At 40.2% G+C, this 23,391-nt stretch carries 21 protein-coding genes; 10 read left to right on the top strand and 11 right to left on the bottom strand.

Annotated features, from left to right (window positions below; genetic code table 11):
• Positions 1 to 77: 77 nt before the first annotated feature.
• Together istA and istB are read left to right on the top strand one after the other, a co-directional pair.
• Positions 78 to 1,625: an IS21 family transposase gene (gene istA / locus ACMAZF_RS04715; protein ID WP_435276310.1), complete on the top strand. Its 1,548-nt coding sequence runs from the start codon at positions 78 to 80 to the stop codon at positions 1,623 to 1,625.
• An 11-nt stretch (positions 1,626 to 1,636) separates the two neighbouring features.
• Positions 1,637 to 2,389 carry an IS21-like element helper ATPase IstB gene (istB, locus tag ACMAZF_RS04710; protein ID WP_435276309.1) on the top strand — a complete coding sequence of 251 codons (753 nt, stop codon included), beginning with the start codon at positions 1,637 to 1,639 and terminating at the stop codon, positions 2,387 to 2,389.
• A gap of 64 nt (positions 2,390 to 2,453) precedes the next feature.
• On the opposite strand, the gene ACMAZF_RS04705 is transcribed toward istB, so the two are convergent.
• The gene (locus ACMAZF_RS04705) at positions 2,454 to 2,870 is read right to left on the bottom strand and encodes a hypothetical protein (protein WP_435276308.1); all 417 of its coding nucleotides are present in this window, start codon (positions 2,868 to 2,870) and stop codon (positions 2,454 to 2,456) included.
• 55 nt (positions 2,871 to 2,925) lie between these two features.
• Complete coding sequence (locus tag ACMAZF_RS04700; RefSeq protein WP_435276307.1) at positions 2,926 to 3,573, bottom strand: DUF922 domain-containing protein; 648 nt, start codon at positions 3,571 to 3,573, stop codon at positions 2,926 to 2,928.
• A gap of 173 nt (positions 3,574 to 3,746) precedes the next feature.
• Here ACMAZF_RS04700 and ACMAZF_RS04695 point away from each other — a divergent pair, with 173 nt between their 5' ends.
• From ACMAZF_RS04695 to ACMAZF_RS04675, 5 genes are all read left to right on the top strand, one after another.
• Positions 3,747 to 4,484, top strand: a complete 738-nt coding sequence (locus tag ACMAZF_RS04695) for a tRNA-uridine aminocarboxypropyltransferase (RefSeq protein ID WP_435276306.1) — start codon at positions 3,747 to 3,749, stop codon at positions 4,482 to 4,484.
• A gap of 154 nt (positions 4,485 to 4,638) precedes the next feature.
• Complete coding sequence (locus ACMAZF_RS04690) at positions 4,639 to 6,174, top strand: OmpP1/FadL family transporter (protein WP_435276305.1); 1,536 nt, start codon at positions 4,639 to 4,641, stop codon at positions 6,172 to 6,174.
• A 408-nt stretch (positions 6,175 to 6,582) separates the two neighbouring features.
• Complete coding sequence (locus ACMAZF_RS04685; protein WP_435276304.1) at positions 6,583 to 7,251, top strand: CsgG/HfaB family protein; 669 nt, start codon at positions 6,583 to 6,585, stop codon at positions 7,249 to 7,251.
• A 15-nt stretch (positions 7,252 to 7,266) separates the two neighbouring features.
• Complete coding sequence (locus ACMAZF_RS04680; protein ID WP_435276303.1) at positions 7,267 to 7,629, top strand: DUF4810 domain-containing protein; 363 nt, start codon at positions 7,267 to 7,269, stop codon at positions 7,627 to 7,629.
• A gap of 12 nt (positions 7,630 to 7,641) precedes the next feature.
• Positions 7,642 to 8,286: a DUF799 domain-containing protein gene (locus ACMAZF_RS04675; RefSeq protein ID WP_435276302.1), complete on the top strand. Its 645-nt coding sequence runs from the start codon at positions 7,642 to 7,644 to the stop codon at positions 8,284 to 8,286.
• Positions 8,287 to 8,348: 62 nt separating this feature from the next.
• On the opposite strand, the gene ACMAZF_RS04670 is transcribed toward ACMAZF_RS04675, so the two are convergent.
• The 4 genes from ACMAZF_RS04670 to ACMAZF_RS04655 all read right to left on the bottom strand — a co-directional run bounded on the left by ACMAZF_RS04670 (position 8,349) and on the right by ACMAZF_RS04655 (position 12,694).
• Positions 8,349 to 8,681, bottom strand: a complete 333-nt coding sequence (locus ACMAZF_RS04670; protein ID WP_435276301.1) for a hypothetical protein — start codon at positions 8,679 to 8,681, stop codon at positions 8,349 to 8,351.
• Positions 8,682 to 9,026: 345 nt separating this feature from the next.
• On the bottom strand, positions 9,027 to 10,724 hold the full coding sequence (locus ACMAZF_RS04665; RefSeq protein WP_435276300.1) for a methyl-accepting chemotaxis protein: 1,698 nt from the start codon (positions 10,722 to 10,724) through the stop codon (positions 9,027 to 9,029).
• Positions 10,725 to 11,030: 306 nt separating this feature from the next.
• Positions 11,031 to 11,987 carry a ChaN family lipoprotein gene (locus tag ACMAZF_RS04660; protein ID WP_435276299.1) on the bottom strand — a complete coding sequence of 319 codons (957 nt, stop codon included), beginning with the start codon at positions 11,985 to 11,987 and terminating at the stop codon, positions 11,031 to 11,033.
• A gap of 74 nt (positions 11,988 to 12,061) precedes the next feature.
• Positions 12,062 to 12,694, bottom strand: coding sequence for an arylesterase (locus ACMAZF_RS04655; protein ID WP_435277184.1), 633 nt, complete (start codon positions 12,692 to 12,694; stop codon positions 12,062 to 12,064).
• Between ACMAZF_RS04655 and ACMAZF_RS04650 the strand changes: the two genes are divergently transcribed.
• The 3 genes from ACMAZF_RS04650 (at position 12,663) to ACMAZF_RS04640 (ending at position 17,316) form a co-directional block, all read left to right on the top strand.
• Complete coding sequence (locus tag ACMAZF_RS04650) at positions 12,663 to 13,382, top strand: ABC transporter ATP-binding protein (RefSeq protein ID WP_435276298.1); 720 nt, start codon at positions 12,663 to 12,665, stop codon at positions 13,380 to 13,382. The two genes, ACMAZF_RS04655 and ACMAZF_RS04650, sit on opposite strands and share 32 nt — an antisense overlap.
• The gene (locus ACMAZF_RS04645) at positions 13,372 to 15,909 is read left to right on the top strand and encodes an ABC transporter permease (protein ID WP_435276297.1); all 2,538 of its coding nucleotides are present in this window, start codon (positions 13,372 to 13,374) and stop codon (positions 15,907 to 15,909) included. Before ACMAZF_RS04650 ends, ACMAZF_RS04645 begins: the two co-directional genes overlap by 11 nt.
• A gap of 291 nt (positions 15,910 to 16,200) precedes the next feature.
• The gene (locus ACMAZF_RS04640; protein ID WP_435277183.1) at positions 16,201 to 17,316 is read left to right on the top strand and encodes an arginase family protein; all 1,116 of its coding nucleotides are present in this window, start codon (positions 16,201 to 16,203) and stop codon (positions 17,314 to 17,316) included.
• An 82-nt stretch (positions 17,317 to 17,398) separates the two neighbouring features.
• On the opposite strand, the gene ACMAZF_RS04635 is transcribed toward ACMAZF_RS04640, so the two are convergent.
• The 5 genes from ACMAZF_RS04635 to ACMAZF_RS04615 form a co-directional block, all read right to left on the bottom strand.
• Complete coding sequence (locus tag ACMAZF_RS04635; RefSeq protein ID WP_435276296.1) at positions 17,399 to 18,829, bottom strand: NCS2 family permease; 1,431 nt, start codon at positions 18,827 to 18,829, stop codon at positions 17,399 to 17,401.
• A gap of 20 nt (positions 18,830 to 18,849) precedes the next feature.
• Positions 18,850 to 19,455: a hypothetical protein gene (locus ACMAZF_RS04630; RefSeq protein ID WP_435276295.1), complete on the bottom strand. Its 606-nt coding sequence runs from the start codon at positions 19,453 to 19,455 to the stop codon at positions 18,850 to 18,852.
• Entirely contained in the window at positions 19,398 to 19,991 is a 594-nt protein-coding gene (locus ACMAZF_RS04625) for a hypothetical protein (RefSeq protein ID WP_435276294.1), read from the bottom strand. The genes ACMAZF_RS04630 and ACMAZF_RS04625 overlap by 58 nt, the downstream gene beginning before the upstream one ends.
• 297 nt (positions 19,992 to 20,288) lie before the next feature.
• Positions 20,289 to 20,780: a DUF6702 family protein gene (locus tag ACMAZF_RS04620; protein ID WP_435276293.1), complete on the bottom strand. Its 492-nt coding sequence runs from the start codon at positions 20,778 to 20,780 to the stop codon at positions 20,289 to 20,291.
• The gene (locus ACMAZF_RS04615; protein ID WP_435276292.1) at positions 20,780 to 23,170 is read right to left on the bottom strand and encodes a M1 family metallopeptidase; all 2,391 of its coding nucleotides are present in this window, start codon (positions 23,168 to 23,170) and stop codon (positions 20,780 to 20,782) included. Before ACMAZF_RS04615 ends, ACMAZF_RS04620 begins: the two co-directional genes overlap by 1 nt.
• Positions 23,171 to 23,391: the final 221 nt, after the last annotated feature.

Genomic DNA, 23,391 nt, shown 5'->3' with positions numbered 1-23,391 from the left:
GTTCAATTAATCAACTTTCTTCTGTTCTGTAGGTACATTTTACCGTTATTCTTTTCATTTTGATGATGAGGATAACTATGTCTACGGTACCTATTTCTATGCGTAAATTAAAAGAAATCTTACGGCTCAAATACGGCTGTTCACTTAGCCATCGTCAGGTTGCAAAAAGCTTATCTATTTCGCCCTCAGTAGTGTCTCGCTATGCAAACCGAGCTGCACAAATGGGGATCACAAGCTGGCCTTTATCCGAAATATGGACGGATGCGGCGCTTAATCGAGAGTTCTTAAAGACTAGGGTCAAACTTAAAGCATCAATACCAGTTCCCAATTGGTCGGTGATTTATAAAGAACTAAAACATAAAACGCTGACACTACAGCTCTTATGGGAGGAGCACTCACAGCGAAACCCCGGTAACCATTACAGTTACAATCATTTTTGTCGTCTGTATAAAGCGTGGTTGGGCTGCCAGAAACCATCAATGAGGCAGCATCATAAAGCCGGTGAAAAGCTATTTATTGATTACTGCGGCCCCACAATGAATATCATCAATAGTTCAACGGGGGAGTACCGAACAGCGCAGGTATTTGTTGCAGTGATGGGCGCTTCCAATTATACATTCGCCGAAGCAACATGGAGTCAAGGCCTTGAAGACTGGGTGATGAGTCATGCTCGCTGCTTTGAGTTTCTCGGTGGAATGCCTGAACTACTCATCCCTGATAACTTAAGAAGTGGTGTCACCAAAGCGTGTCGTTATGAGCCAGACCTCAATCCAACGTATCAACAAATGGCAGCACATTATAATACTGTCATCGTTCCAGCTCGCCCCTATCGCCCCAAAGATAAGGCTAAGGCTGAAGTCGCAGTACAAATAGTTGAGCGCTGGATCATGGCCAAGTTACGTCATGAACCGTTTTTTAGCCTACGTCAGCTCAATGAAAGGATCTGCGAACTACTCACAGATTTAAATCAAAGGCCAATGAGAAAGCAGCCTGGGAGCCGGTTATCACAGTTTATTGAGATCGATAAACCCGCTTTAAAGCCACTGCCTATAACCCCTTACATCTACACACAGGTTAAGAAAGTAACCGTACATATTGACTACCATATTGAAGTTGAAAAACACTATTACTCTGTACCTCATTCATTGATAAAACAAAAGCTTGAAGCACATATCAGTGGAGAGTTGGTTAGGCTTTACCACCATGGTGAATGTGTCGCCTCACATCCTCGTTCATCAAAAATAGGTGCACACACGACAATTGAGGGGCACATGCCAATCGCTCATCGCAAGCATGATCAGTGGTCCCCTCATCGTTTTGAAAAGTGGGCGAAAGACATTGGTAGTAGCACTGAAGAGCTCGTCATCAAATTACTGCAATCGAAACGGCATCCAGAGCAAAGCTATCGTGTCTGTTTAGGATTACTGAATTTATCGAAGAAATATTCACCAGCAAGGTTAGAAGCCGCCAGTCACCGAGCTTTACATACAGGCATCATGCGACTCGCAGGTATCCGCTCAATCTTAGATAAGGGACTAGACCGTCAACCATTGCCGGAAGTTCAACTCGACTTACTTGGTGAAATCGAGCATAAAAATGTTCGCGGAAACAAATATTATCATTAGAGGGAAAACCAATGAAAACCATTTATAACCAATTGAATACGCTGAATCTTGGTGGCATACGTGATGCATTAACGCTCCAAACGGAGCAGCCAAATCATTACAAAGAACTCGCTTTTGAAGAGAGGTTAACCTTGTTACTCGATAATGAGATAAATCAGCGAGTCACTAGAAAAATAGAGCGATTAACTCGCCAAGCAAAATTTAGAGTGCAAGCTCAGATAGAGCAACTCGATTATCGTGCCAATCGTAACCTAGATAAGGCACAAATCCGCTCGCTAGCACAGGGCGAATGGTTACGACTTCATCAAAATATCTTAATCACAGGAGCGACAGGTTGTGGAAAAACCTACTTAGCCTGTGCGCTTGGCCAACACCACTGCCAGCAAGGCGATAGCGTGTTCTACTTTAGATTAAAAGAGCTACTGGAGAAGATGTATTTATCTCAGGCAGACGGAACTTATCGCAAGTTTATCAGCAAATTAACCAATGCCAATTTACTAATTTTAGATGACTGGGGCTTAGAGCCACTAACTGCTCAGCAGCGGAGTGATTTACTCGAGCTCATTGATGCTAGGTATGACACTAAATCAACGTTAATCGCCAGCCAATTACCGCAAGAGCACTGGTACAAAATGATCGGAGAATCTACCCATGCCGATGCCATTTTGGATCGGCTAGTTCATGGTTCAATAAAAATAAAATTAGAAGGTGAATCGATGCGAAAAATCACCAATAACTTGACTGATGGAGATCACTCAGGCTAAATTTAAAGAGGCTCTACAAAACAGAAAAAAAGCGATCTCCATGAATGTTATTGGGTGATCTTCTTCATGTTATTACGCAATCAATGCGATTATTGTCTTTTTGCTGACCTAAAAGTTGATAAAACAAATCAAAAGCACATTGTTCAACGGCTTGGTTTATTTGTGAATTGAGTTGTTGCTCTAAGAATTGTGTAAATGATAGCAACGCACTATCAATCGTAATTTTCTCTTCGCTAGCGTGTAGTATATTGTCTGGTATATTTTCCATATCAACAACAATAAACCGTGCCGCTTCATGAGCACTAAAACCATGGAATTCACCCGCGCGAATAATGACGCAATCCCCTATTCCAACTAATCCAGAGAATTTACCAACACGAATGTCAATCACCCCATGTAACGGCAACACCAACTGATGATATTCGTGGTAATGACTACGAAAGTTTTTAGAATAGGATCTGATTGAAAAATATGTATTCATTATGCTCTAACTACTATCCAATTATCTGAAATACAATTGTGTTAAATTGAAAAATCTAACGCACAGACTCCGGAATCAAATTGCTCTTCTTACGTGTAATTCTTTCTATCTCAATCTTTTTACCTAAAAAAGGAGATAATGGTAAAAACAACGACTGTTGTTTAAGGGCTTGCTCCGCCGTCACATAATCAAGTGTCGAATCTGCTATACGAGTTTGAGACATCATCGAGCCTTTGTACGCCAAAAAACGTTCCCTCAATTGTTTACAAGCTAATCCGTCGTGCTGGCTGTTTAGTTTATTAAGTAATTCTTTTGAATGTGTAATCGCAATCTCTAAGTGTTCATTTTCATGAGCTAACAGATAATCAGAATAAGACTCCCACCATAATTGAGTTTCGGGATCCAACTCATCAATATTACGCCAATGAGGAAGTGTAATTAGTGCGTCAACATCGACTTCAGGCGCATAAAATTGACATCCTTTTTCAGTCGTTATTACGCTAAATTTGGTAATGACCTCAGTCTCTAACAATGCCCACGCTTTCGAGTAATTTGCTTTAGGACCAAACTCTCGAACACTTTGAACCATTTGTTCAATACTATTTGCATCGAATTCATATGAGGTTCGTTCGACATTTAATTTTAGTTCTGCACATGATAAGAAGGGAGTACAGAAAAGCACTAATAAATAAATATTTTTCATTATAATCAATCAATTCCGTTTAGTAGATTATTAACAATATGCCACATAAGTCCTGAATTGGTTAGTAGAGATTCAAGCAATGCACATTATTCCTAACTTTTGACTATCAGTTGCAGCATATTCATCTGAAATTCGATATATAATACACAAAACACCTATAACTATGATTTATTATGCACGCCGTTCAACGCTTATTCCATTACCGTAAGAGTATTAGCACCAAACCATTTAGAGCACGAGGCTATAACGTAGAACGTTGTGATGACTGTCGAATTGCCCTTAAATTTTGCATCTGCCAATACAAACCTACATGCCACAGTAAAGCTGCATTTTTATTACTGATGTGGGACGACGAAGTTTTAAAACCCAGTAATACGGGTCGGTTAATCGCTGATTTAATCAATGATACGCATGCTTTTATTTGGCGTCGTACCGAAATCGATGAAACGCTATTAGCACTCATTAATAATCCTGACTATCAGCCTTATGTCGTTTTTCCAGCAGCTTATGCGCATGAAGAACAAACCGTCGTGCATCACGTTAACAATATTGCTGCACCAGCAAAGCAGCCATTATTTATATTACTTGATGGCAGCTGGCGTGAAGCGAAAAAAATGTTTAGAAAAAGCCCCTACCTTAGCCAATTCCCAGTGTTATCCATTAACTTAGATACACAAAGTGAACGTTATCGTTTGCGAAAAGCAACGGGGGACGATCGTTTAGCAACCGCCGAAGTTGCCGCTCATGTGTTAAGAAGCTTTGGTGAAGAAGAGAATGGAAATTTACTCGACTTATGGTTTGATACATTCAATCAGCGCTATCAAGAAGGCGCAAGTGCCCGTCATGATCGTTCGCTTGATGCATTAGCAACACTTGTTGAAAATACAAGTAAGCTAAAAACCACAACTTAACGACTAACTTTATACAAATAGACGAAAATAACGATATAAAGAGCACATATTAAACACTTGTTTAGTTACCTATTACAAGCTTGCTACATTTAAGGTATATTGCGCCACTTTTGAGCAATTGCTCTAACATTTCAATAAAGTAATAAGTATATTTATGTCGACTCCATTTTTCTCTAAAAAGTACTCACTTCTTTCAGTGGGAATTCTTAGCGCGTTTGCGGCAACAACAAACGCCGCTGGTTTCAAATTATTCGAACAATCTACCAGTGCAATGGGTAATGCCTACGCAGGTCGCGGTGCACAAATCACCGATGCTAGTATTGGCTTCACTAACCCGGCTGCGCTTTCACAACTCAAGCAAGCGCAATGGGTATTAGGTCTTAACCTAGCTAACGTAGATGGCGAGTTTAAAAATGTGAGTGCGACAAGTGCTCAGGGAATGCCTGTAGCAGGTCCTGATTCAGGCAGTTTAACGAACGTTTCACCCATTCCGCACTTCCATTACGTGCAGCCAATTAATGAAAAGTTCACGCTAGGATTTTCAGTCGCTGTGCCATTTGGTACTTCGAGCGAATACAACGATGACTTCGTTGGTCGTTATTTCGCACAAGAAACTCAATTACAAGTGCTAGCGATTCAACCATCATTGAGCTACCAAATAAACGATAAACTAAGCATTGGTGGTGCTATTGCCCTAAATTATGCCAAAGGCACGTTAAGTAAATACAAAGATCACAGTGGCTTATGTGAACTTGGTACTGGCATCAACGGTCAATATACTCAACTAAGCCGAGGCACATTTAACGATGTTGCACAGTCCGCTTATTGTGACAGCAAATATGAAGTATCTGGCGATGATCTTCAGCCAAGCTTTACCTTAGGCCTGCATTATCAATTAACAGAATCGACTAAATTGGGTATCAGCTACCACTCAGCGGTAAATTACACACTAAAAGGCGATTCAACAATTAATAACACACCCATCACTGGAGAGTTTGTTCAAGATACGCAAAACCCTGAACAATATTGGACTGCGCCAACGATTCCAGGTGTTGTAGATGGCACAAAGTTACCCGTTGTTGACCTAACGACAGGTAAATTAGCAGTATCTCCAGAGAAAGTTGAGAAATCGCAACTAGGATTGGATACGCCACAGAGCGCGGTCATTAGCCTCGATACCCAGATGACAGATCGTTTGTCACTACAATGGACGGCAACTTGGACCCAGTGGAGCAAGTTTACAGATATTTCTGTACTGTCAGACGATACACAACCAAGGATCAGCCCAAGTAGCCAACAAGCTCAAAATCTAAATGCACAAGGTTACATCGGCTACATTCCTGAACACTGGGAAGACGCTTGGGCTTATGCACTTGGCGCTACTTATCAATTAAATAATCAATGGACTGTTAAAACAGGTATTGCCCAAGATAACTCTCCTGTAAATAGCGATTATCGCAGCGCCCGTATTCCAGCCAATGATCGCACTTGGTTTACCGTTGGTGGTCATTATCAAGGCAACCAACCTTGGAGTATTGATTTAGCGGCCGGTGTGATGTTCATGAAAGACACGACTGTTATCGATCGTGAATACAATGCGCAAGATGAAGTGATTTATAACAGCGGCTACCAAGCGGATTACAACATCAACGCCTATGTTGTTTCTGTCCAGTTCAACTACCCGCTTTAACAGTGTCGAGATGGTCGATACCCATCTCCAGCTAAAAACCTGTGTTTCTATTTGCTAAATAGCAAATAGAAACTAGGGTCTGTTGATCTTTTGAGTTCATTTTTGCAGCAATTTGTTTGAGGTTTCTACAAGGCAGAGCCTATGTGGTGTAGCTGGCTACACGAATAGGCGATAACGCCGTAGAAATAACAAACAAATGCTGTCAGTTGGATTCATCTAAAAGGATTTTGTGCCGCGTTATTCGTCATTCACCTAGATAAACTAGGCATCAATCCTCATGCCTTGCCCAAAACCCTTTTAGATTGAACAAAATTTGAACCACAAAGATCAACAGACCCTAATATCAATGGTAAAGAATAAAATTTTGTGTAAGTATTCTTGCCTTCTTTTAAATATATGGACATAGATATGAAAAACACCATTCTAACCATCTCGTTACTCTCTCTTTTAACACTTTCCGGCTGTGCAACACAATCTCATCGCACTGTCGCAGTAGAACCAGTCGTCACAAATACTGCTCCATACACTGGCCCTAAAACGACCATGGTTGTTGGCGATTTTTCAAATAAATCTGATTATATGCAAGGTTTATTTTCGTCAAATACTGACAAGTTAGGCAGCCAAGCCAAGGTTATTTTAAAGACATTATTACAACAAACTAATCGTTTTAAAGTATTAGATCGTGCCAATATGGAACAAATCGCAGCTGAAGCGAAGTTACGTGGTATTAAACAAAACCTTAAAGGCGCTCGTTATACAATCACTGGTGCCGTTACCGAATTTGGTAGAAAAAATGTTGGCGACAAACAATTATTCGGCATTCTTGGTGCAGGTAAAAGCCAAATTGCATACTCTAAAGTGTCTTTAAATGTTGTTGATGTTTTAACGTCAGAAGTTATCTATTCAACACAAGGTGCAGGCGAATATGAACTCAACTCTCGTCAGGTTGCAGGCTTTGGTTCAAGTGCAGGATATGACTCAACACTAAACGGAAAAGTTTTAGACTTCGCAATTAAACAGACGATTAAAAATATGGTACGTGATTTAGAAAACGGAACATTAAAAGTAGAAGAATAATAAGGAAATAATAAAATGAAAAATACGTTAATCAAAGGATTTATAGTTGCATCAGTCATCTTTGCGTCAGGTTGTGCCAATACAAATAAACAAATGTATACGTGGGGACAGTATGAGGATCTCGTATATGAATTTCATAATACAGACAGCTCAATTGAGCCTCAAAAGCAAATAGCGATGTTACAAGAAGCTGTTGCGGAAGCTAAAAAAAATAATAAAAAAGTAGGACCTGGTGTATTTGCACATCTAGGTATGCTTTATTCGTCTGTGGGTGAAGCTGATAAAGCAAAGGCTGCGTTAGAAGAAGAGCGCACTATTTACCCAGAAGCTGAAACATTTATTAATGGAATGCTCAAGCGTTCGCAAGAAGTAAAATAAAGGACTATTACCGTGTTTAAAAGTAAACTTATCAAATTTTTACCCGCTTTTTTATTAGTTTTATCAGGTTGTGCTACTGTGCAGCCTTATGATTACACTAAACTAAGAGAAGCTGCACCTCGTTCTATTCTAGTTATTCCACCAGCGAATAACAGCATAGAAGTAAATGCACCTTACAGCTATCTTTCGACGATTACTGTGCCTTTGGCTGAAAAAGGATATTACGTTTTTCCAGTATCAGTAGTAGATACCTTTCTAAAACAAAATGGCTTACCAACACCAGCCGAAATGAACACTATTCCCCTTGATAAAGTTAAAGAACATATTGGTGCTGATGCCGTACTCTATGTCACACTTGATACGTGGGGTCAAAAGTATCAAGTAATTTCATCAACTACTGTTGTTCAAGGTTCTGTAAAGTTAGTTTCAACAACATCAGGTGATGTTTTATGGGACGCACCTTTAAACGCTCAATATAACCCTAATAGTAACAGCGGTAGCGGGTTACTTGGTGCTCTAATTAGTGCTGCAGTGAGCCAAATAGCAGGTTCAATTAGTGATAACACTCCAATGGTATCTCGTTTAGCTAATGAGCAAGCTTTTAACGCTAAAAAACGTGGATTATTACCGGGGCCTTATTATATCCCTCAAAATTAACAGCTCTATGAATTTTAAATGCCGTCTTTGACGTGACGGCATTTAAATTACAATTAACTTTTCTAAAATTTACTATTACCTAACTCATCAGCATAGCCAACGCTAATTGAAAATGCAGAATCATTGCTCGTTTTAAATTCAATACCAGTAGAGACTTTATAACTCTTTTGCAATTCATTTTGGCGCTGATTATTATGATCCAACGTCGCATTAAAAACACCCGCTTCTAAAGCAACAAAGGGTAGAACCTTATCGTTAAATCCAGCATATTTTAATGATGCACCTGCAACAACTCCATATTGCTTGATATCACCATACACCTTTGTATTCTCTTTATTTGTCACATAAAAATCTTTTTGCTGAGCACTCAAAGCAAGACTATTTGTTATACCCATTGCATTAAGTAAGTGATCTTGTTGTGCGTAGAGAAAATCAGCTAAAACAAGGCGCTCGATTGATTAATAGCTAGCTATTAGGATTGAGAGCAACGCCATTTTAGTTAATTTTAACAAGTACAAGTGGGCAAATATTTAATGCAATTGGTATTAATCATCTTCAACGTCAATTAATTCGAATTGATGTTAAAAACAACACACAACAACTCAAAAACAATAATTATTTATCGATAAACGATAAAACTAAAGATGGTAAATTTGATTAATGACATAAAAAAGCCCTACGAACAGGGCTAAATACTCAAAGAATAGACGAATCCGACTGATGGATTCTAACTAACGATATTAGGTTCTAAACTGATGAACATGCTGACGTAAGTCGCATAAACCAGATGTAATAATTTCATTCGCTTTGGATGTATTTAGGGCACCATCACTGGTTGCCGTAGCAATATTACTAATACTCGCCAAATTATTATTCACTTCGGTAGCAACTGCTGATTGCTCTTCTGCCGCTGTTGCTATTTGTGCATTGAGCGCCGAAATATTATTTACTATTTGCGATACTTCTTCAAAGGCATCCGTTGCTTCGCGGCTTTTATCTAAACATTTTTCAGTGCTCTCACTACCTTTATCCATACAGGCTACAGCGTTTTTAGCTTCTTCTTGCAGCCCTTCAACCAATGTTTGAATATCACCAGTTGAACTTTGTGTGCGCTGAGCAAGGGAGCGAACTTCATCAGCAACAACCGCAAATCCACGACCAGACTCTCCAGCACGTGCAGCTTCAATTGCTGCATTAAGTGCTAACAAATTCGTTTGTTCGGCAATTGCTCGAATGGTATCTAACACCATACCAATGCCATCAGTCTTCTCAGCTAAACTACCTATAGTCGACGATGCTGTTTCAATTTCTTCAGCGAGCTGCTGCACAATTTGATGAGATTCTTCTGCGGACTTTTGACCGTTGTTAACACTATCTCTTACATTACCAGCCATTTGAGATGCATTATTGGTATTAGTCGCTACGTCATGTGTCGTACTATTCATTTGATTAACAGATGAAGCAACCATTTCGATTTCATTCCGCTGTTTTTCAATGTTATCTAAAGTGACTAACATTTCTCCACTGGCCGTTTTAGACGTTGAATCTAACACTTCAACTGATGAGGTAATGTCATTAATAATATGGCGAAGTTTGACGATAAAAACATTGAAAGAACGTGCAATGTCACCCGTTTCATCCTGATAGCGCTCAGATAAAGACTGTGTTAAATCACCATCACCGGTCGCAATTTGCTCCATTCGTTCATTCAAGGTAACTAACGGTCGAGAAATAGACTTTGCAATATAATATGGAAATGAAATAGCGATGATAAGACTGAATATCAATAGTCCTGTAATTAATCGAATGCCCGTGATTTCATCCTGCTCTGCCTGACGTGCAGCTGTTAATGTAAACTGCTGAATAGAACCTAGAATTTCAATAAGATCATGGTCGATGTCGTCTCGCTGTTCTTCAACAAAAGCGATTGAATCGATCAGATTTTGATTGTCAATGTTAGAGAAAATCATGCCAAGCGTCTGATTAGCTTCTACTTTTAATTTATTATAGTTTTCTTCAACACGCTCAATACTCGTTAACAATTCTTTATATTCAAAAACAGCTGCTTGGGAATGAAGGTTAGGGATACCTTCTTCAATAAATGCTTCAATCTCATCAAATTCTCGCGTTGATTTCGAGACCAATTTATCAATATCGACTTTTAAAGCGTCAACATCTGCGCGTTGCTGGGAGGGGGATGAAACTCGTGACAGACCACCACGCAACGCACGTTCGAATAAAATGGCTTCTTGAAGCTGATGCTCGGTTAATCGAGTTAACATAGCTGTTAGTGGTATATCTTCCTCTGCGATATCGACAAGCTCAACACCTATTTTAGCCATTTGTGAATAACCGACACCGCCGACTAAACAAATCAAAAAAAGCTGAACGGCGCCTAAGATATAAACTTTCTGAGATATTTTGATTTTAGATAACATAACCGACTCACTAATTTAGTAATAATGCTTTGTTGAGCAAAATATTTACATTAAATCTGGGTCGATAAATCAACGAACGTTGATTGACCTAAATCACAAATATTCTAAAATGTACAAATCCAATGTACACCGAAATACACCAATATCACTACTTCAATAAGCGAAATGGCCTACAATTAAGAATAAAGGATGATAAAAATTGTTACATTTTAGTCATAAAAAAGAATAACACTCCTTTCTCACTACTAATTATCGACAGCCAATGATAAATATTGAGTTTTATTTTTAGCTGCCAAAGTCAACAAGTTACAAACAATTTAACTTACTGCGTTTATGACCGCTCATCACTAAAGTACGTTCATCATCATTAACCCACATAGGTGGTAGAGCCTTTATGATCAATTGATAGTCCTGTATTTCCGACTTCTCCTGCGCCATGGTTGCAGTTATATTTACAATATTCACATGCGGCTTAAGTTTTTTTAACTCGGCGCCAGTGCCTAGCCCATTCATAATATGAAAACGTCCTGCAATATGAAACACTCGATGATTAGGGTTGTTAGTCAAATGATTAGCAATTGATTCTGCCATGGTGGCATCCCATGCCATTTGAGCGCCAAACATTTGTCCTATGCGTTTTTCATTTAAACTCATTCCACGCATATTACTTAAAAACTTTTGACGATATGGCGAGTCAGAGATATCGATAGTGTTAGCGACTAATGCTCGCTGTTGCGTTGATAACTTAGAAAGATATTGAGGTCCTTGCCGGCCGATACATTTTACAATATCTCGCGGCGCGTTTGCGGCAATAACAGGTAGTGATTGCTCCTTGGCTATTTCGACTAAAGGTCGATAATCACTTTTATAGTTATCCCATACTTTCGTTTTTTTGGTGAGCGTTATTTCTCCCACTTCTCCAGCAACATATTGCGATAATATCCCTTGGTCTGATCGTGTAAATTGCTCCATTGATAAAGCAAGTGGGATATTTTGTGCCGCTAGATGTGCCATCAATTTAGCTTGAAATAAATGAACCCCAGGGTGAGCGTGAAACTCGCCAACCATAAAAACATTAGCGTCACTATGTTGCGAAACCAATTGCTCGATAGAAATCTCGTTGCCGTCGGGCGACAACAATTGATAATCGTAGAGACTTGATACTGACTTGATTGGGTTACTGCCACTATTTTGTGTGCTTGTGCATCCAAGCATGCTCAAACTCAACACACTAAATAGAGCTAATTTTTTAAATTGTTTCATTGGCGGGATCTCACATAAAAATTGTATTGTATGAGCAATCCTCAAAATTGTAAATGAAAACTATTATCATTAATTCATAAGTAGTTTTTAAAGTATTCAACAATTTCTTTTGCAATAATCGGTTGTGCTTTCTCATTTGGGTGAATTTGATCCGCTTGCATTAGCTCTGGCTTCACGGCAACTGATTCTATGAAAAACGGCATTAAGGTGATGTCTTCTTTTGCTGCAAGCTTTGGATACAAACCTGTAAACATTGATGTATAACGCTTTCCTAGGTTTGGCGGTATTTGAATTTGTGTAACTATGACCTTGATTCCTTTATCTTTACCCATCTTTACCATCGCGCTTAAATTGTAACGAATTGTATTAATTGGGTAACCGCGCAGACCATCATTGCCACCTAGTTCAATCCATAACACATCAACCTCATTCTTCTCCAGCAGCCTAGCCAGTCTAGCTTTCCCGCCGCCAGTTGTTTCACCGCTCGCACTAAAATTTAATAATCTAAAATCGGGATAGGTTTTTATCAATTCTTTTTCAGCAATTGAAGCCCATCCTTTGGATGCTTGCATTCCGTAGCTAGCGCTGAGACTATCCCCTAACAATAAAACATTAGTAGCGTGGACTGGCACCACGGTAGCAACCCCAAGTAAAACGCATAGGTAGGCACGGCGAATGAGTGAAGAACAAGTTTCAAGCGATATCATCATAGTAAAAAATCTTATTAAACAAGTGGCAGTAAATAACGGAACATTAGAGATACTTAAGTCTATCTCATTAAATGTCAAGCAAGGTCAATCAATTGCCATCGTTGGCGCATCTGGCTCAGGCAAATCAACCTTGCTTGGATTACTCGCCGGATTAGATAGTTCAACCAGTGGCGAAATCTGGTTAGATGATGCCCCACTTCACACACTAAATGAAGAGCAACGTACCGAACTTCGCGCTAAAAAAGTTGGCTTTATTTTCCAATCATTTTTATTACTGCCTGCACTAACAGCATTAGAAAACGTGATGTTGCCTGCACAGCTTGCTGGATTTGAAAATGCCGAACAAAAAGCCAAAGAGTTACTTGATAAGGTAGGGCTAAGTCACCGTGACGATCATTATCCTAACCAACTATCTGGTGGTGAACAGCAACGTGTTGCTATTGCACGTGCTTTTATTTGTCAGCCTAAAATATTGTTCGCCGATGAACCAACAGGTAACTTAGATGGTGCCAACGGAAAACGTATTGAAGAGTTATTATTTGAATTAAACCAACAACTTAATACCACCCTAGTATTAGTAACCCACGACCCTAAACTGGCACAAAATTGTCAGCGCATTATCACCATGGACGATGGTCAGATCAGCGAAGATATCAAAGAAGTGGAGCTATCGGATGTGGTTTAAACCAGCAACCGCACTTCTTAAACAACAGATTAAGCGCGGTGAACTGACAATATTCATCTTAGCCATTGCTCTGGCTGTCACCTCGGTGTTTTCATTGAGCGGTTTTGGCGAGCGATTAAATCAAGCCTTAGTCGCTAAGGGCAGTAATTTTTTAGCAGCAGATCGCGTGTTGTCTTCTGCTCATGCCATCGATGACAGTATCTTAAATAAAGTAAATAACTATCAAGTTAACGCAGCGCAATATCTAAGTTTCAACTCCATGGTATTTCATGGCGATGAGATGCTCCTTTCTTTTACCAAAGCAGTTAAAGGTCCTTACCCTCTGCGCGGTGAACTTAAAATTAGCGACAAAGCACTGACAAACGATCCATTGGATACCCAAGGCGTTGTCAAGTACGGCCCGCCGCCACAAGGTGAAGTATGGGTATCACCGGAGTTATTAGTACGCTTTGACGCTGTCATTGGTGATGACGTTGAAATGGGCGACACAGTCCTAAAAGTTACAGGCATTGTGACACAAGAGCCTGACGGATCATTCTCTATCTTTAACTCCAGCCCGACAATTTTCATTAACGATGTAGACGTTGCTGCAACCAACATCGTACAACCGGGTAGTCGCGTTTATTACAACTATCTCTACAGTGGCGATGATGATGCATTAAGTGATTTTTATCAGGCCATAAAACCCGATTTAAAAACCAATCAAAATTGGCAAGACATCAAAGGAGAGCAGTCTCCATTAGCTAACTCCCTCAAACGTGCTAATCAGTTTTTACTACTCTCTAGTTTACTCGGCATTATTTTGGCTGCGACGGCAATTTCTGTCACCGCATCCCGATTTAGTCAACATCAACTCGACACCGTTGCGCTTTTAAAAACGCTTGGAACCAACGATAGCACTATTCGTAAAATTTTCGTTTTTCAGTTAACTACCCTAGCCCTTATTGGTATGTCGCTTGGTTTAATCGCTGGTTATGCGTTGCAAGAAGGCGCACTTGGCCTCGTACAACATTATTTACCGCAATCGCTACCGAAAGATTTGCCTGGTTTAGGTTTTAAACCATTATTGATTGCTGTAAGTACCGGCGCAATTTGTGCGGCATTATTCTCACTAACGCCAATGTTACGTTTGTTTAGTGTTCCTGTAATGCGTGTTATCAAACGTGATATGGCGAGTGCGCCATTTGCCCTTTGGAAAAACGGATTAGTATTTGGCGGTGCCATTTTCGCGTTGCTACTCACCTATTCTCAGGACATTGTGTTATCACTTATTACGCTAACGATAGCGGCTATTATCGCGTTAGTACTCAGCGCAATGGCATGGTTTATTATTCGAATGGCTCGCGGCAAACAATTTAGTGCAGCCAGTCCGTTTAAGCTGGCAATGGCATCACTTTATCAACGAGCAAATCAAGCCAGTATGCAAATTGCCAGTATCGCAACTGCCATCATGTTGATGTTGATTGTCTTATTGCTTCGCAATGAATTAATTGATGAATGGCAAAACCAAATTCCTGAAGGCACCGCTAATCACTTCCTTGGCAACGTCACCCCAGATCAAGTTGATCAAATTGACGGCTTGATGAAAAAGTATGACGTTGAAACCAGCGATCTCTATCCAATCATTCGTGGTCGTGTATCGATGATTAACGACGATAAAGTCGGTGGTTATGATAGTGAAGGTAATGCTGAAGATGAACGTAAGCGTTCAGGGCGTCGTGGCTTTGGCCGTGAACTGAGTTTAACTTGGCGCGACGCTAAGCCGGAAGGTAACCCAATTACACAAGGCCAGTGGTGGGATGAATCTGACACGACATTACAAGTGTCAGTAGAGTCAGATGCCGCCGAACGTCTTGAAATTAAAATTGGTGACACCTTAACCACCTTAATTGGCGAAGAAGTCGTCGTCGCAACAGTAACTAGCTTCCGTGAAGTGCATTGGCGCTCAATGCGCCCTAACTTTATGTTAATTTTCAATCGCGCCGCACTAGGCGATATGCCATCTACTTATATTTCATCGTTCTACGTTGATAAAGATCAGCATCCTCTATTAAGGGATCTATTGCGGGATTACCCAACAATATCGCTGATTAAAATTGATCGCTTAATCAAACAATTACGTGAAATTATCGAACAAGTATCACTGGCCTTGTCCTACATTATGTTCTTAGTAATGTGTGCAGCAATTTTAGTGCTGTTAGTGCAAATTCAAGCCAGCTACCAACAGCGTCATCAAGACTTAGTTATCTTGCGTACTCTTGGCGCAGGTAAAAAACTACTGCAACGTTCTATTGCTATTGAGTTTCTAATTTCAGGGGCATTAGCTGGATTCATTGCCGCATTAACTACTGAGCTAGCGCTATGGCTAATTCAAACCTTTGTTATTGAAATGACTTGGAAACCGCATCCATCATTATGGTTATTAGCCACCGCTGTTGGCAGCATCTTTGTTGCGTTAATTGGTACACGAGCCTGTAAACCGCTGACCAAACTACCGCCAAATGAGTTAATTCGAAATCTGTCATAAATTTTGGTATTAATGAAAAAATTAGGGAAGAGCTGCCTATGCACTCTTCCCTTTTTTATCTATCCTCACTATTTTGATGACTTAGAGCATTTATTGATATAAATGAATAACTAAGCTGATAATGGTCGTTTTAGATTGGCGGTTCACCAACTGCACGTCATCTTAAATATGCATACATAATCGCAACAGCGCATAGCCATGCATTTAGCACTAAAACCTCTCTCGCGGTTAACTTGTAATTCCTACTACATCTGTTTTAATGACCGCTAAATTATCAGTTACTTCGGAGTTATCATGGCGAATTGGTCAGTACTTAACGACAAAATTAATCAGTATTTATGCCCGCCGGGCAATGGTGTATTTACAGTAAATACAGCAAAAGAGCGTAAAGCATCGTTACACACAGCGCTTTATGGCAGCACTGATAATGTAGAGGGCGCATGGCGCAACCAAGTTGATTCATTAGCCGATGACACCCGCCCCGTTGTACTAGGTGTATGTAGTGATACGGGCGGCGGTATCTTGCGTGGCGCCAACTGGGGGCCACTATTTTTACGCCAAACCATGTTAAGCGATGATTATGATGTCGATTACTTTGATGTGGGTGATGTGCGTGTTATTCCCCATTTACTGCATGACAAGTACCTTAACGATGCAACCATCACAAACTGTCGCAAAGCTTTATATGGCGATAGTGAGTCATCACTTCCTGTGAGTTCACTATCGATCACCGAAGATTTTTGTGATGAGTTCTACCGAGCGTTTCCAAATAAAACCTTGTTTGCTATTGGTGGCGATCACTCAGTAAGTTACCCACTAGTTCGTAGTTATTTACGCGCTAAACAAGATCAAGGGGTTAAAGCGGCGCTTATTCATTTTGATGCTCATACAGACTTATTAGTTGAACGTCTTGGTATCGATATTTGTTTTGGCTCTTGGGTTACACATATCCTTGATGATTTACCATCACGTGACATGGCATTCCAGTTTGGTATTCGTTCAAGTGGCCGCGATCGTGGTCATTGGGAAGACAGCTTTGGCGTTAACCAATTTTGGACTCATGAAATCATGGAGCGCGGCGCTCAGTCAATCGTTGATGAAACCATTGAAAAACTAAAAGCTGCGGGTATTGAAGAACTATATGTAAGCTTTGATATCGATGCGTTAGATGCACACTTCGCTGCTGCAACAGGCACGCCAGAGCCAGACGGCTTAAGCCCAGAACAAGCGCTATTGATTTTAAGTGAACTTAACAAACACTTCAAAATTACAGGTGCTGATATGGTAGAGATTGCGCCATTCTTAAATACTAACGAAGATGGCGGTAACGACCGTGAGAAAACGTTAAAAGCAGGTAGCCAAATCAGTGAGTTATTGATTAATGCACTCGCTGAAAATCATAAATAAATATTCTTAACGTTGAACGAAAAAACCGCTTACTCCATTTCTGTAGTAAGCGGTTTTTTACTTTCTAGTTACACTATTCGAATTAATGCCCTAAGAAAATAAACTTAGCAATACACAATACGGTGATAACCCATACACCATTTGAGATCTGATCAAACTTACCAGTACCTGCCTTAAGTGCCGTGTAGGTGACAAAACCAATGGCGATACCGTTGGCAATAGAGAACGTTAACGCCATCATCACTGTTGTAATAACAGCGGGAGCAACTTCCGTTAAGTCATCCCACTCAATTTTAGCCAATGCTGTCATCATCACCATGGCTACGTATATCAGTGCGCCATTTACTGCAAAGCCTGGCAGTGTTTGCGCTAATGGTAAAAAGAATACACCTAATAAAAACAACACACCAATAGTGACAGCTGTTAAGCCAGTACGGCCACCCGCTTGAACGCCAGCGGCAGATTCAACGTATGAAGTCACAGGCGGACAGCCAAAAGCTGTACCAATAACAGACGCTGTAGAGTCTGCTTTAAGTGATTTGCTTAGCCCTTCAATATGACCGTTTTCATCTTGCAGGTTAGCTTTTTGAGCAACCCCCATTAACGTACCAGCGGTATCAAAAATATTAACGAATAAGAATGTAATGATGACTGGGATCATCGCAACCTGCATTGCCCCCATAATATCGACTTTCCAGAAAATGGGTGCAATCGCGCTAAAATCGGGCAACGCAAATAGTCCGCCAGCAGGATAAGCAACAAAACCTGACTCAGGCGCAAAACTTTTCGCTGCCTCAGCAACGGTAAAGAAATCGCTAGGCATAACCATCGCCATGATAAACGCAACAAACGTGGTGATTGCGATGCCAATAAACACCGCACCAAATACACGACGGTAGCTCAAAATAGCAATCAATAAAAAGCTAAGTAAACCAAGAGCTGGCGCTTCAGGACCATAGGCACCAAAACCAAAGTGTGTTAAATCTCCTAACGCAACAACATTGTCGCCGTTTGGTACGACAATGCCGGTGAAACGCAGACCAATAAACCCAAGGAATAAACCGACACCAGCGGTCATGGCAAGACGTAAGCTCATGGGAATACTATCGAGCATCCACTCTCTTAACCTAGTAACACTCATTAATACAAAGAGCACACCCGATAAGAAAACAGCGCCAAGAGCGACTTCCCACGAATAGTTCATTTGCAAGACAACGGTAAAGGTAAAAAAGGCATTTAACCCCATACCAGGCGCTAAACCAACAGGCCAGTTGGCGTAAAGTCCCATTAAAATGGTTGCTATTGCAGCTCCCAAACAAGTCGCTAAAAACAAACCATCAAATGGCATACCTGTTTTAGACATAATGCTTGGATTTAAGAACATAATGTATGACATAGTGACAAAGGTTGTCAGGCCAGCCATTAACTCTGTTTTTACATTAGTTTTATGGGCGCTAAGTTTAAATAGTTTTTCCAGTAACGAGGATGATTGAGACTGCTGTTGGTCTGCCATTTGCCGTTCCTTTTGATGGGTTAGGTCAATAATTCGAAATCATGATTCACAAACGTTTGACCATTAACAATAATAGAAAGACGATGTCCGCCAACATGAAATACGCGGGTAGTTATTACTTTAAAAGACTGTTTGCGCTGAATATGCAGTGTGCTAGAAGCAGCATAATCACGTTCACTAATCTTAAAAACTTTAGGGGCTAATTGACCATTCTTTTTACGATAATGAATGGCATACTCCAATCGCACTTTCCGCGACGTGACATCATGGTTAGTCACATCAAACTCGAAAGCAAGCGACTCCCCGATGTGAAGCGCGTCACATTCTACCACCAAATTATCCACTGATAAATACTCACAAGACAAACTATAGAAAAATAATATCGCCGGATGCCCTTGTTTTAATAGGGTTCTACAGGCGTGCTTAACTAACTTGTCAGTATTAACTGACTCTCCGCCGTATTGATGCGCAAAATTCACCACAAAATCAGGATTATCTTTGGCAATGTCGTTAAGATTATTAGCAACACTGCGCCTAACGACTTCATCGCTATCATCACGTAATGTCGTTAAAATTGGTAATAATGGCGTTGGGCTAGCTTTGTAAGCAGGTAGCGCCATTGCCATGGTAAACGAGGACGTGATCCTTCACTGGCTAAACGCCTTACACTTGGATGAGCATGTCTACTCCATTCAATCATTTGCGCCAACATTGGCTCGGGGTATTTAACGAGGAATGGACGTACTGCAAATTCACAGCTAGTAAATTGAGTAATACGCTCAAAAGCGACAATAGCAGTCTCATATTCATCGAGTCCAAATTGTTCGATGTAATGAGGGAAAAACATATATTCAACACTCTTTTCAGCAATGCCCTTGCTTTCTAATGCATCGATAATTGCAATAATCTGTTTGGCAGCAACGTCAAAATCATCATCAAGAAAATAATGCAATACGGTGCTGGTGTGAGCCATTCTCGCTTTAAGCTCCATGTCATCAAAAGACTCATCAAAAATCTTATTGATAAAGGCGTCTTTGGAAAAGCTCTCAATTACATTTTCAACAACACCAGCAAATTGCTGATAAAACGCTTGATTATATACCCGTTGCCAGTGAAAGTGCATGATTTCAGCAAGACGAGAAGCGTGCCAAATACTAGGCATAAGATGTGTCGTTAAGTCATTCTTAACCAATATCTTATAACAACGTAGTTGGTCGCTTATCGCCTTGCCCGTAGGGACCTCGGGTAGAACACGACTACTGCGTTATGATTTATAATCAGGGAGTGACCATTAATTACAAATCATGCCTTGTATTCGAATCCTACCCGAGCTCTGAAACAAGCATCTTCAATGGTAACGGGTATAAATATCTTTAAATAGCTCACTCATTGAATAATGTTTTCCCATAAAAAAAGCCCGTTTGATTTTCACCAAACGGGCTTTTCATTGCAAGCGTCGTTATTTTATTTGTTGAACACGGGTATTGTTATCAAACAATAAACTCCCCGATAAAGAAGGTGACTCGTAATTCACACGATTTTTTTGATTAACGAAGTAATCCGTTAACAAGCGGTGATATACAGTGACACCTTTTAAGTCTTTAAGTCCTTCAACTTCCTGATAAATGAATGTTTCATTTATCCCAGGTTCAATACCGATTAACGACAATGATAAGTCTTTACCATCTTTGTCTTTCAGCATAAAACCTTGCTCAATATAATCTTGAACCATTTTTAAGTAAGCATCACTATCAGCAGCAATGCGCTGTTGATGTTTGTCACTTAACATGTTTTCCAAGTCATGACTGGTAATACGATGAATCACTTCAATACTATTGGTATGTTCATTCACTATAATTTCAGTCGAACCAACAAAAAACTTATGCGCCACAGCTTGAGACATGCCAAGCCATAGCGTCATCAATAAAATAACAACATTACGCATCATCATTAAGCCGCTTTCTTAGCTTTTTCAGCGTCTTTATTATCGTCTTTCTCTTCGTCTTTATCAGTCTTAAGCTTTTGGTTGTATTTTTCCATTAGGCTCTTAGACTTCTTACGTTTGTATAACTGCAAGCGAGACTCGATAGCACGTTGTGGCCAGTAGTTGTTATTAACATCAACATCAGCAGTTTCCCAGTATGGGTCAAGCTCAATTGACGCAATCTCTTTGTCAGTAACTAATAATTTAGAAACTTTCTCAGTATTTTTACGCCAGATTTGCGCTGATGTACGAACAACTTCATCAGTACCGTCAGTGTAAACAAGCTTTAAGATGATTGGCATAACCAAGCCACCTTTGTTGCTAAAGTCTACTGCGTACATGTTTTTGCCATTTTTCAATAGCTCTAACTGCCAGTCTTCAAGTTTCTTTTGAGAACCGTTGTACTTGTTGCGGTCGCTATTCGTTACAGTGAACTTATCGTTTTCGTTGTAGAAATCAAGTAGTTCAGGCTTGTCATGCGTACGACGTTTCATGTCTTTATTGCGCATGTCGCTGATGTCCATTGGCTCTTTGTTGAATTGCTCACGATCCCAAGCTTTTTCAACTTCTGGATCTTGGTTGCCAACGTGCATTTTAGTAACTTTGTCTAAAGAGATATCAACGTGATCTGTTGTGTAGAACCAACCACGGAAGAACCAATCTAGATCAACAGCTGATGCATCTTCCATAGTACGGAAGAAATCTGCTGGTGTAGGACGTTTAAACTTCCAACGTTCTGCGTACTCTTTAAAGGCGTAATCGAATAACTCACGGCCCATAATAGTTTCACGAAGAATGTTTAATGCAGTAGCTGGTTTACCATAAGCATTATTACCAAACTGTAAGATAGACTCACTGTTTGTCATAATTGGCACTTGGTAAGAGCTCTTCATGTAGTTTGTGATGTTACGTGCTGGTCCACGACGTGACGGGTAGTTTTCTTCCCATGCTTGTGCCGCTAGATATTCAACGAATGAGTTCAAGCCTTCATCCATCCAAGTCCACTGACGCTCATCAGAGTTTACAATCATTGGGTAGTAGTTATGACCTACTTCATGAATGATAACGCCAATTAAACCGTATTTAGTACGACGTGAATACGTTTTCTCACCAGTCTTCTTATCCAAAGTAGGACGAGGACCATTAAAGGTGATCATTGGGTATTCCATGCCGCCAACAGGGCCATTTACCGAGATAGATACTGGGTATGGGTATTGTAGGCTGTACTTGTTGTACTCTTCGATGGTGTGAATGATCGCTTCAGTAGAATAGCGTTCCCACAACGGGTTACCTTCTTTCGGGTAGTACGACATTGCCATCGTGTCTACGCCTTTTTCGCTATAACCTTGTGCATCCCAAATGAATTTACGAGAAGAAGCCCAGGCGAAATCACGAACGTTTTCAGCTTTAAAGCGCCACGTTTTAGTTTTGTTAGTGCCTTCTTTTTCGTTCTCAATTGCTTCTTCTTCAGTCACAATGATTACAGGTTTTTTAGCCGTTTTCGCTTTATCTAAACGTTTGCGCTGTTTAGAGCTTAAAACACGGCTTGCGTTATCTAACTCACCTGTTGCTGCAACGATGTGATCAGCAGGTACAGTGATAGAAACATCGTAATCACCAAATTCTAAAGCAAACTCACCGTTGCCTAAGAATTGTTTGTTCTGCCAACCTTTAGCATCGTAGTAAGCCGCCATACGAGGGAACCATTGCGCCACTTCATATAGGTAGTTACCATCTTCTTTAAAGTACTCGTAACCAGCACGGCCACCTAATACTTTCTGTTCTTTCATGTTGTAATCCCAATCGATACTAAACTCGAAAGATTTACCAGAACGAAGAGGCTTAGGAAGGTCAATACGCATCATTGTATCGTTGATAACGAATTTTAATTTACGACCATTTTCACCTTGAACAACGCGTGTGATGTTGTAACCACCATCAAACTCTTCTGCGCGAACTAGGTTACGCATTGAACTAAATGATGTTTTAGGATTTGATTTATTTGACCAACTAGTTGTCTTCGTTTTTGACGCCGTTGAGTTACGGTTAAAACGGTTTTGATCTAACTGCAACCAAAGATACGTTAACGTATCTGGCGAGTTATTTGTGTAGTTAATTGTTTCAGAAGCGGTTAAACGCTGCTTCTCATCATCAAGCTTAACTTTAATGACATAATCAGCTTCTTGTTGCCAATATTTATGTCCCGGCGCGCCTGAACCAGTACGATAAACGTTTGGCGTTGGCAGTAGTTCGTCTAATTGACGAAACTTATCTTCAAATGGTTTGCCTTTAGCCATTAGTGGTGCAGTAACTACCACTGATAAGCTAAGTAACAAACCGCTAACTAGTTTGTTCATCTGTAGATCTCTCTCAAGTTAGAATTATTTTAATTGTATACACTTTAAAAAAAGTGGCTCTTTATACCATATAGCCACCTTTAATGCTGAAATAAAATGTTTCTAAATATGTGTTACATAGTAACAATTGAACTGACTGAATAAAATAACAACAAGAAGAGTAAGCGAGGATTCATTTTCGTAAAAATATAGTACAATCAATTCACTACAATAATCCTTGG

This window comes from Psychrobium sp. nBUS_13 (assembly GCF_051201665.1).
Classification (GTDB): domain Bacteria; phylum Pseudomonadota; class Gammaproteobacteria; order Enterobacterales; family Psychrobiaceae; genus Psychrobium.
The sequence above is the reverse complement of the archived record's forward strand: the minus strand, read 5'-3'. Positions and strand labels throughout refer to the sequence as shown.

Excerpts from the sequence above, each read along its gene's own strand:
- ACMAZF_RS04660 (WP_435276299.1), bottom strand. The coding sequence starts at position 11,987 with ATGAAACAATTTAAAAAATTAGCTCTATTTAGTGTGTTGAGTTTGAGC.
- ACMAZF_RS04705 (WP_435276308.1), bottom strand. The coding sequence starts at position 2,870 with ATGAATACATATTTTTCAATCAGATCCTATTCTAAAAACTTTCGTAGT.
- ACMAZF_RS04650 (WP_435276298.1), top strand. The coding sequence starts at position 12,663 with ATGAGTGAAGAACAAGTTTCAAGCGATATCATCATAGTAAAAAATCTT.
- istA (WP_435276310.1), top strand. The coding sequence starts at position 78 with ATGTCTACGGTACCTATTTCTATGCGTAAATTAAAAGAAATCTTACGG.
- ACMAZF_RS04635 (WP_435276296.1), bottom strand. The coding sequence starts at position 18,829 with ATGGCAGACCAACAGCAGTCTCAATCATCCTCGTTACTGGAAAAACTA.
- ACMAZF_RS04700 (WP_435276307.1), bottom strand. The coding sequence starts at position 3,573 with ATGAAAAATATTTATTTATTAGTGCTTTTCTGTACTCCCTTCTTATCA.
- ACMAZF_RS04680 (WP_435276303.1), top strand. The coding sequence starts at position 7,267 with ATGAAAAATACGTTAATCAAAGGATTTATAGTTGCATCAGTCATCTTT.
- ACMAZF_RS04695 (WP_435276306.1), top strand. The coding sequence starts at position 3,747 with ATGCACGCCGTTCAACGCTTATTCCATTACCGTAAGAGTATTAGCACC.
- ACMAZF_RS04690 (WP_435276305.1), top strand. The coding sequence starts at position 4,639 with ATGTCGACTCCATTTTTCTCTAAAAAGTACTCACTTCTTTCAGTGGGA.
- ACMAZF_RS04655 (WP_435277184.1), bottom strand. The coding sequence starts at position 12,694 with ATGATATCGCTTGAAACTTGTTCTTCACTCATTCGCCGTGCCTACCTA.
- ACMAZF_RS04625 (WP_435276294.1), bottom strand. The coding sequence starts at position 19,991 with ATGCCTAGTATTTGGCACGCTTCTCGTCTTGCTGAAATCATGCACTTT.
- ACMAZF_RS04685 (WP_435276304.1), top strand. The coding sequence starts at position 6,583 with ATGAAAAACACCATTCTAACCATCTCGTTACTCTCTCTTTTAACACTT.
- ACMAZF_RS04615 (WP_435276292.1), bottom strand. The coding sequence starts at position 23,170 with ATGAACAAACTAGTTAGCGGTTTGTTACTTAGCTTATCAGTGGTAGTT.
- ACMAZF_RS04630 (WP_435276295.1), bottom strand. The coding sequence starts at position 19,455 with ATGGCAATGGCGCTACCTGCTTACAAAGCTAGCCCAACGCCATTATTA.
- ACMAZF_RS04670 (WP_435276301.1), bottom strand. The coding sequence starts at position 8,681 with ATGGGTATAACAAATAGTCTTGCTTTGAGTGCTCAGCAAAAAGATTTT.
- ACMAZF_RS04645 (WP_435276297.1), top strand. The coding sequence starts at position 13,372 with ATGTGGTTTAAACCAGCAACCGCACTTCTTAAACAACAGATTAAGCGC.
- ACMAZF_RS04665 (WP_435276300.1), bottom strand. The coding sequence starts at position 10,724 with ATGTTATCTAAAATCAAAATATCTCAGAAAGTTTATATCTTAGGCGCC.
- ACMAZF_RS04620 (WP_435276293.1), bottom strand. The coding sequence starts at position 20,780 with ATGATGATGCGTAATGTTGTTATTTTATTGATGACGCTATGGCTTGGC.
- istB (WP_435276309.1), top strand. The coding sequence starts at position 1,637 with ATGAAAACCATTTATAACCAATTGAATACGCTGAATCTTGGTGGCATA.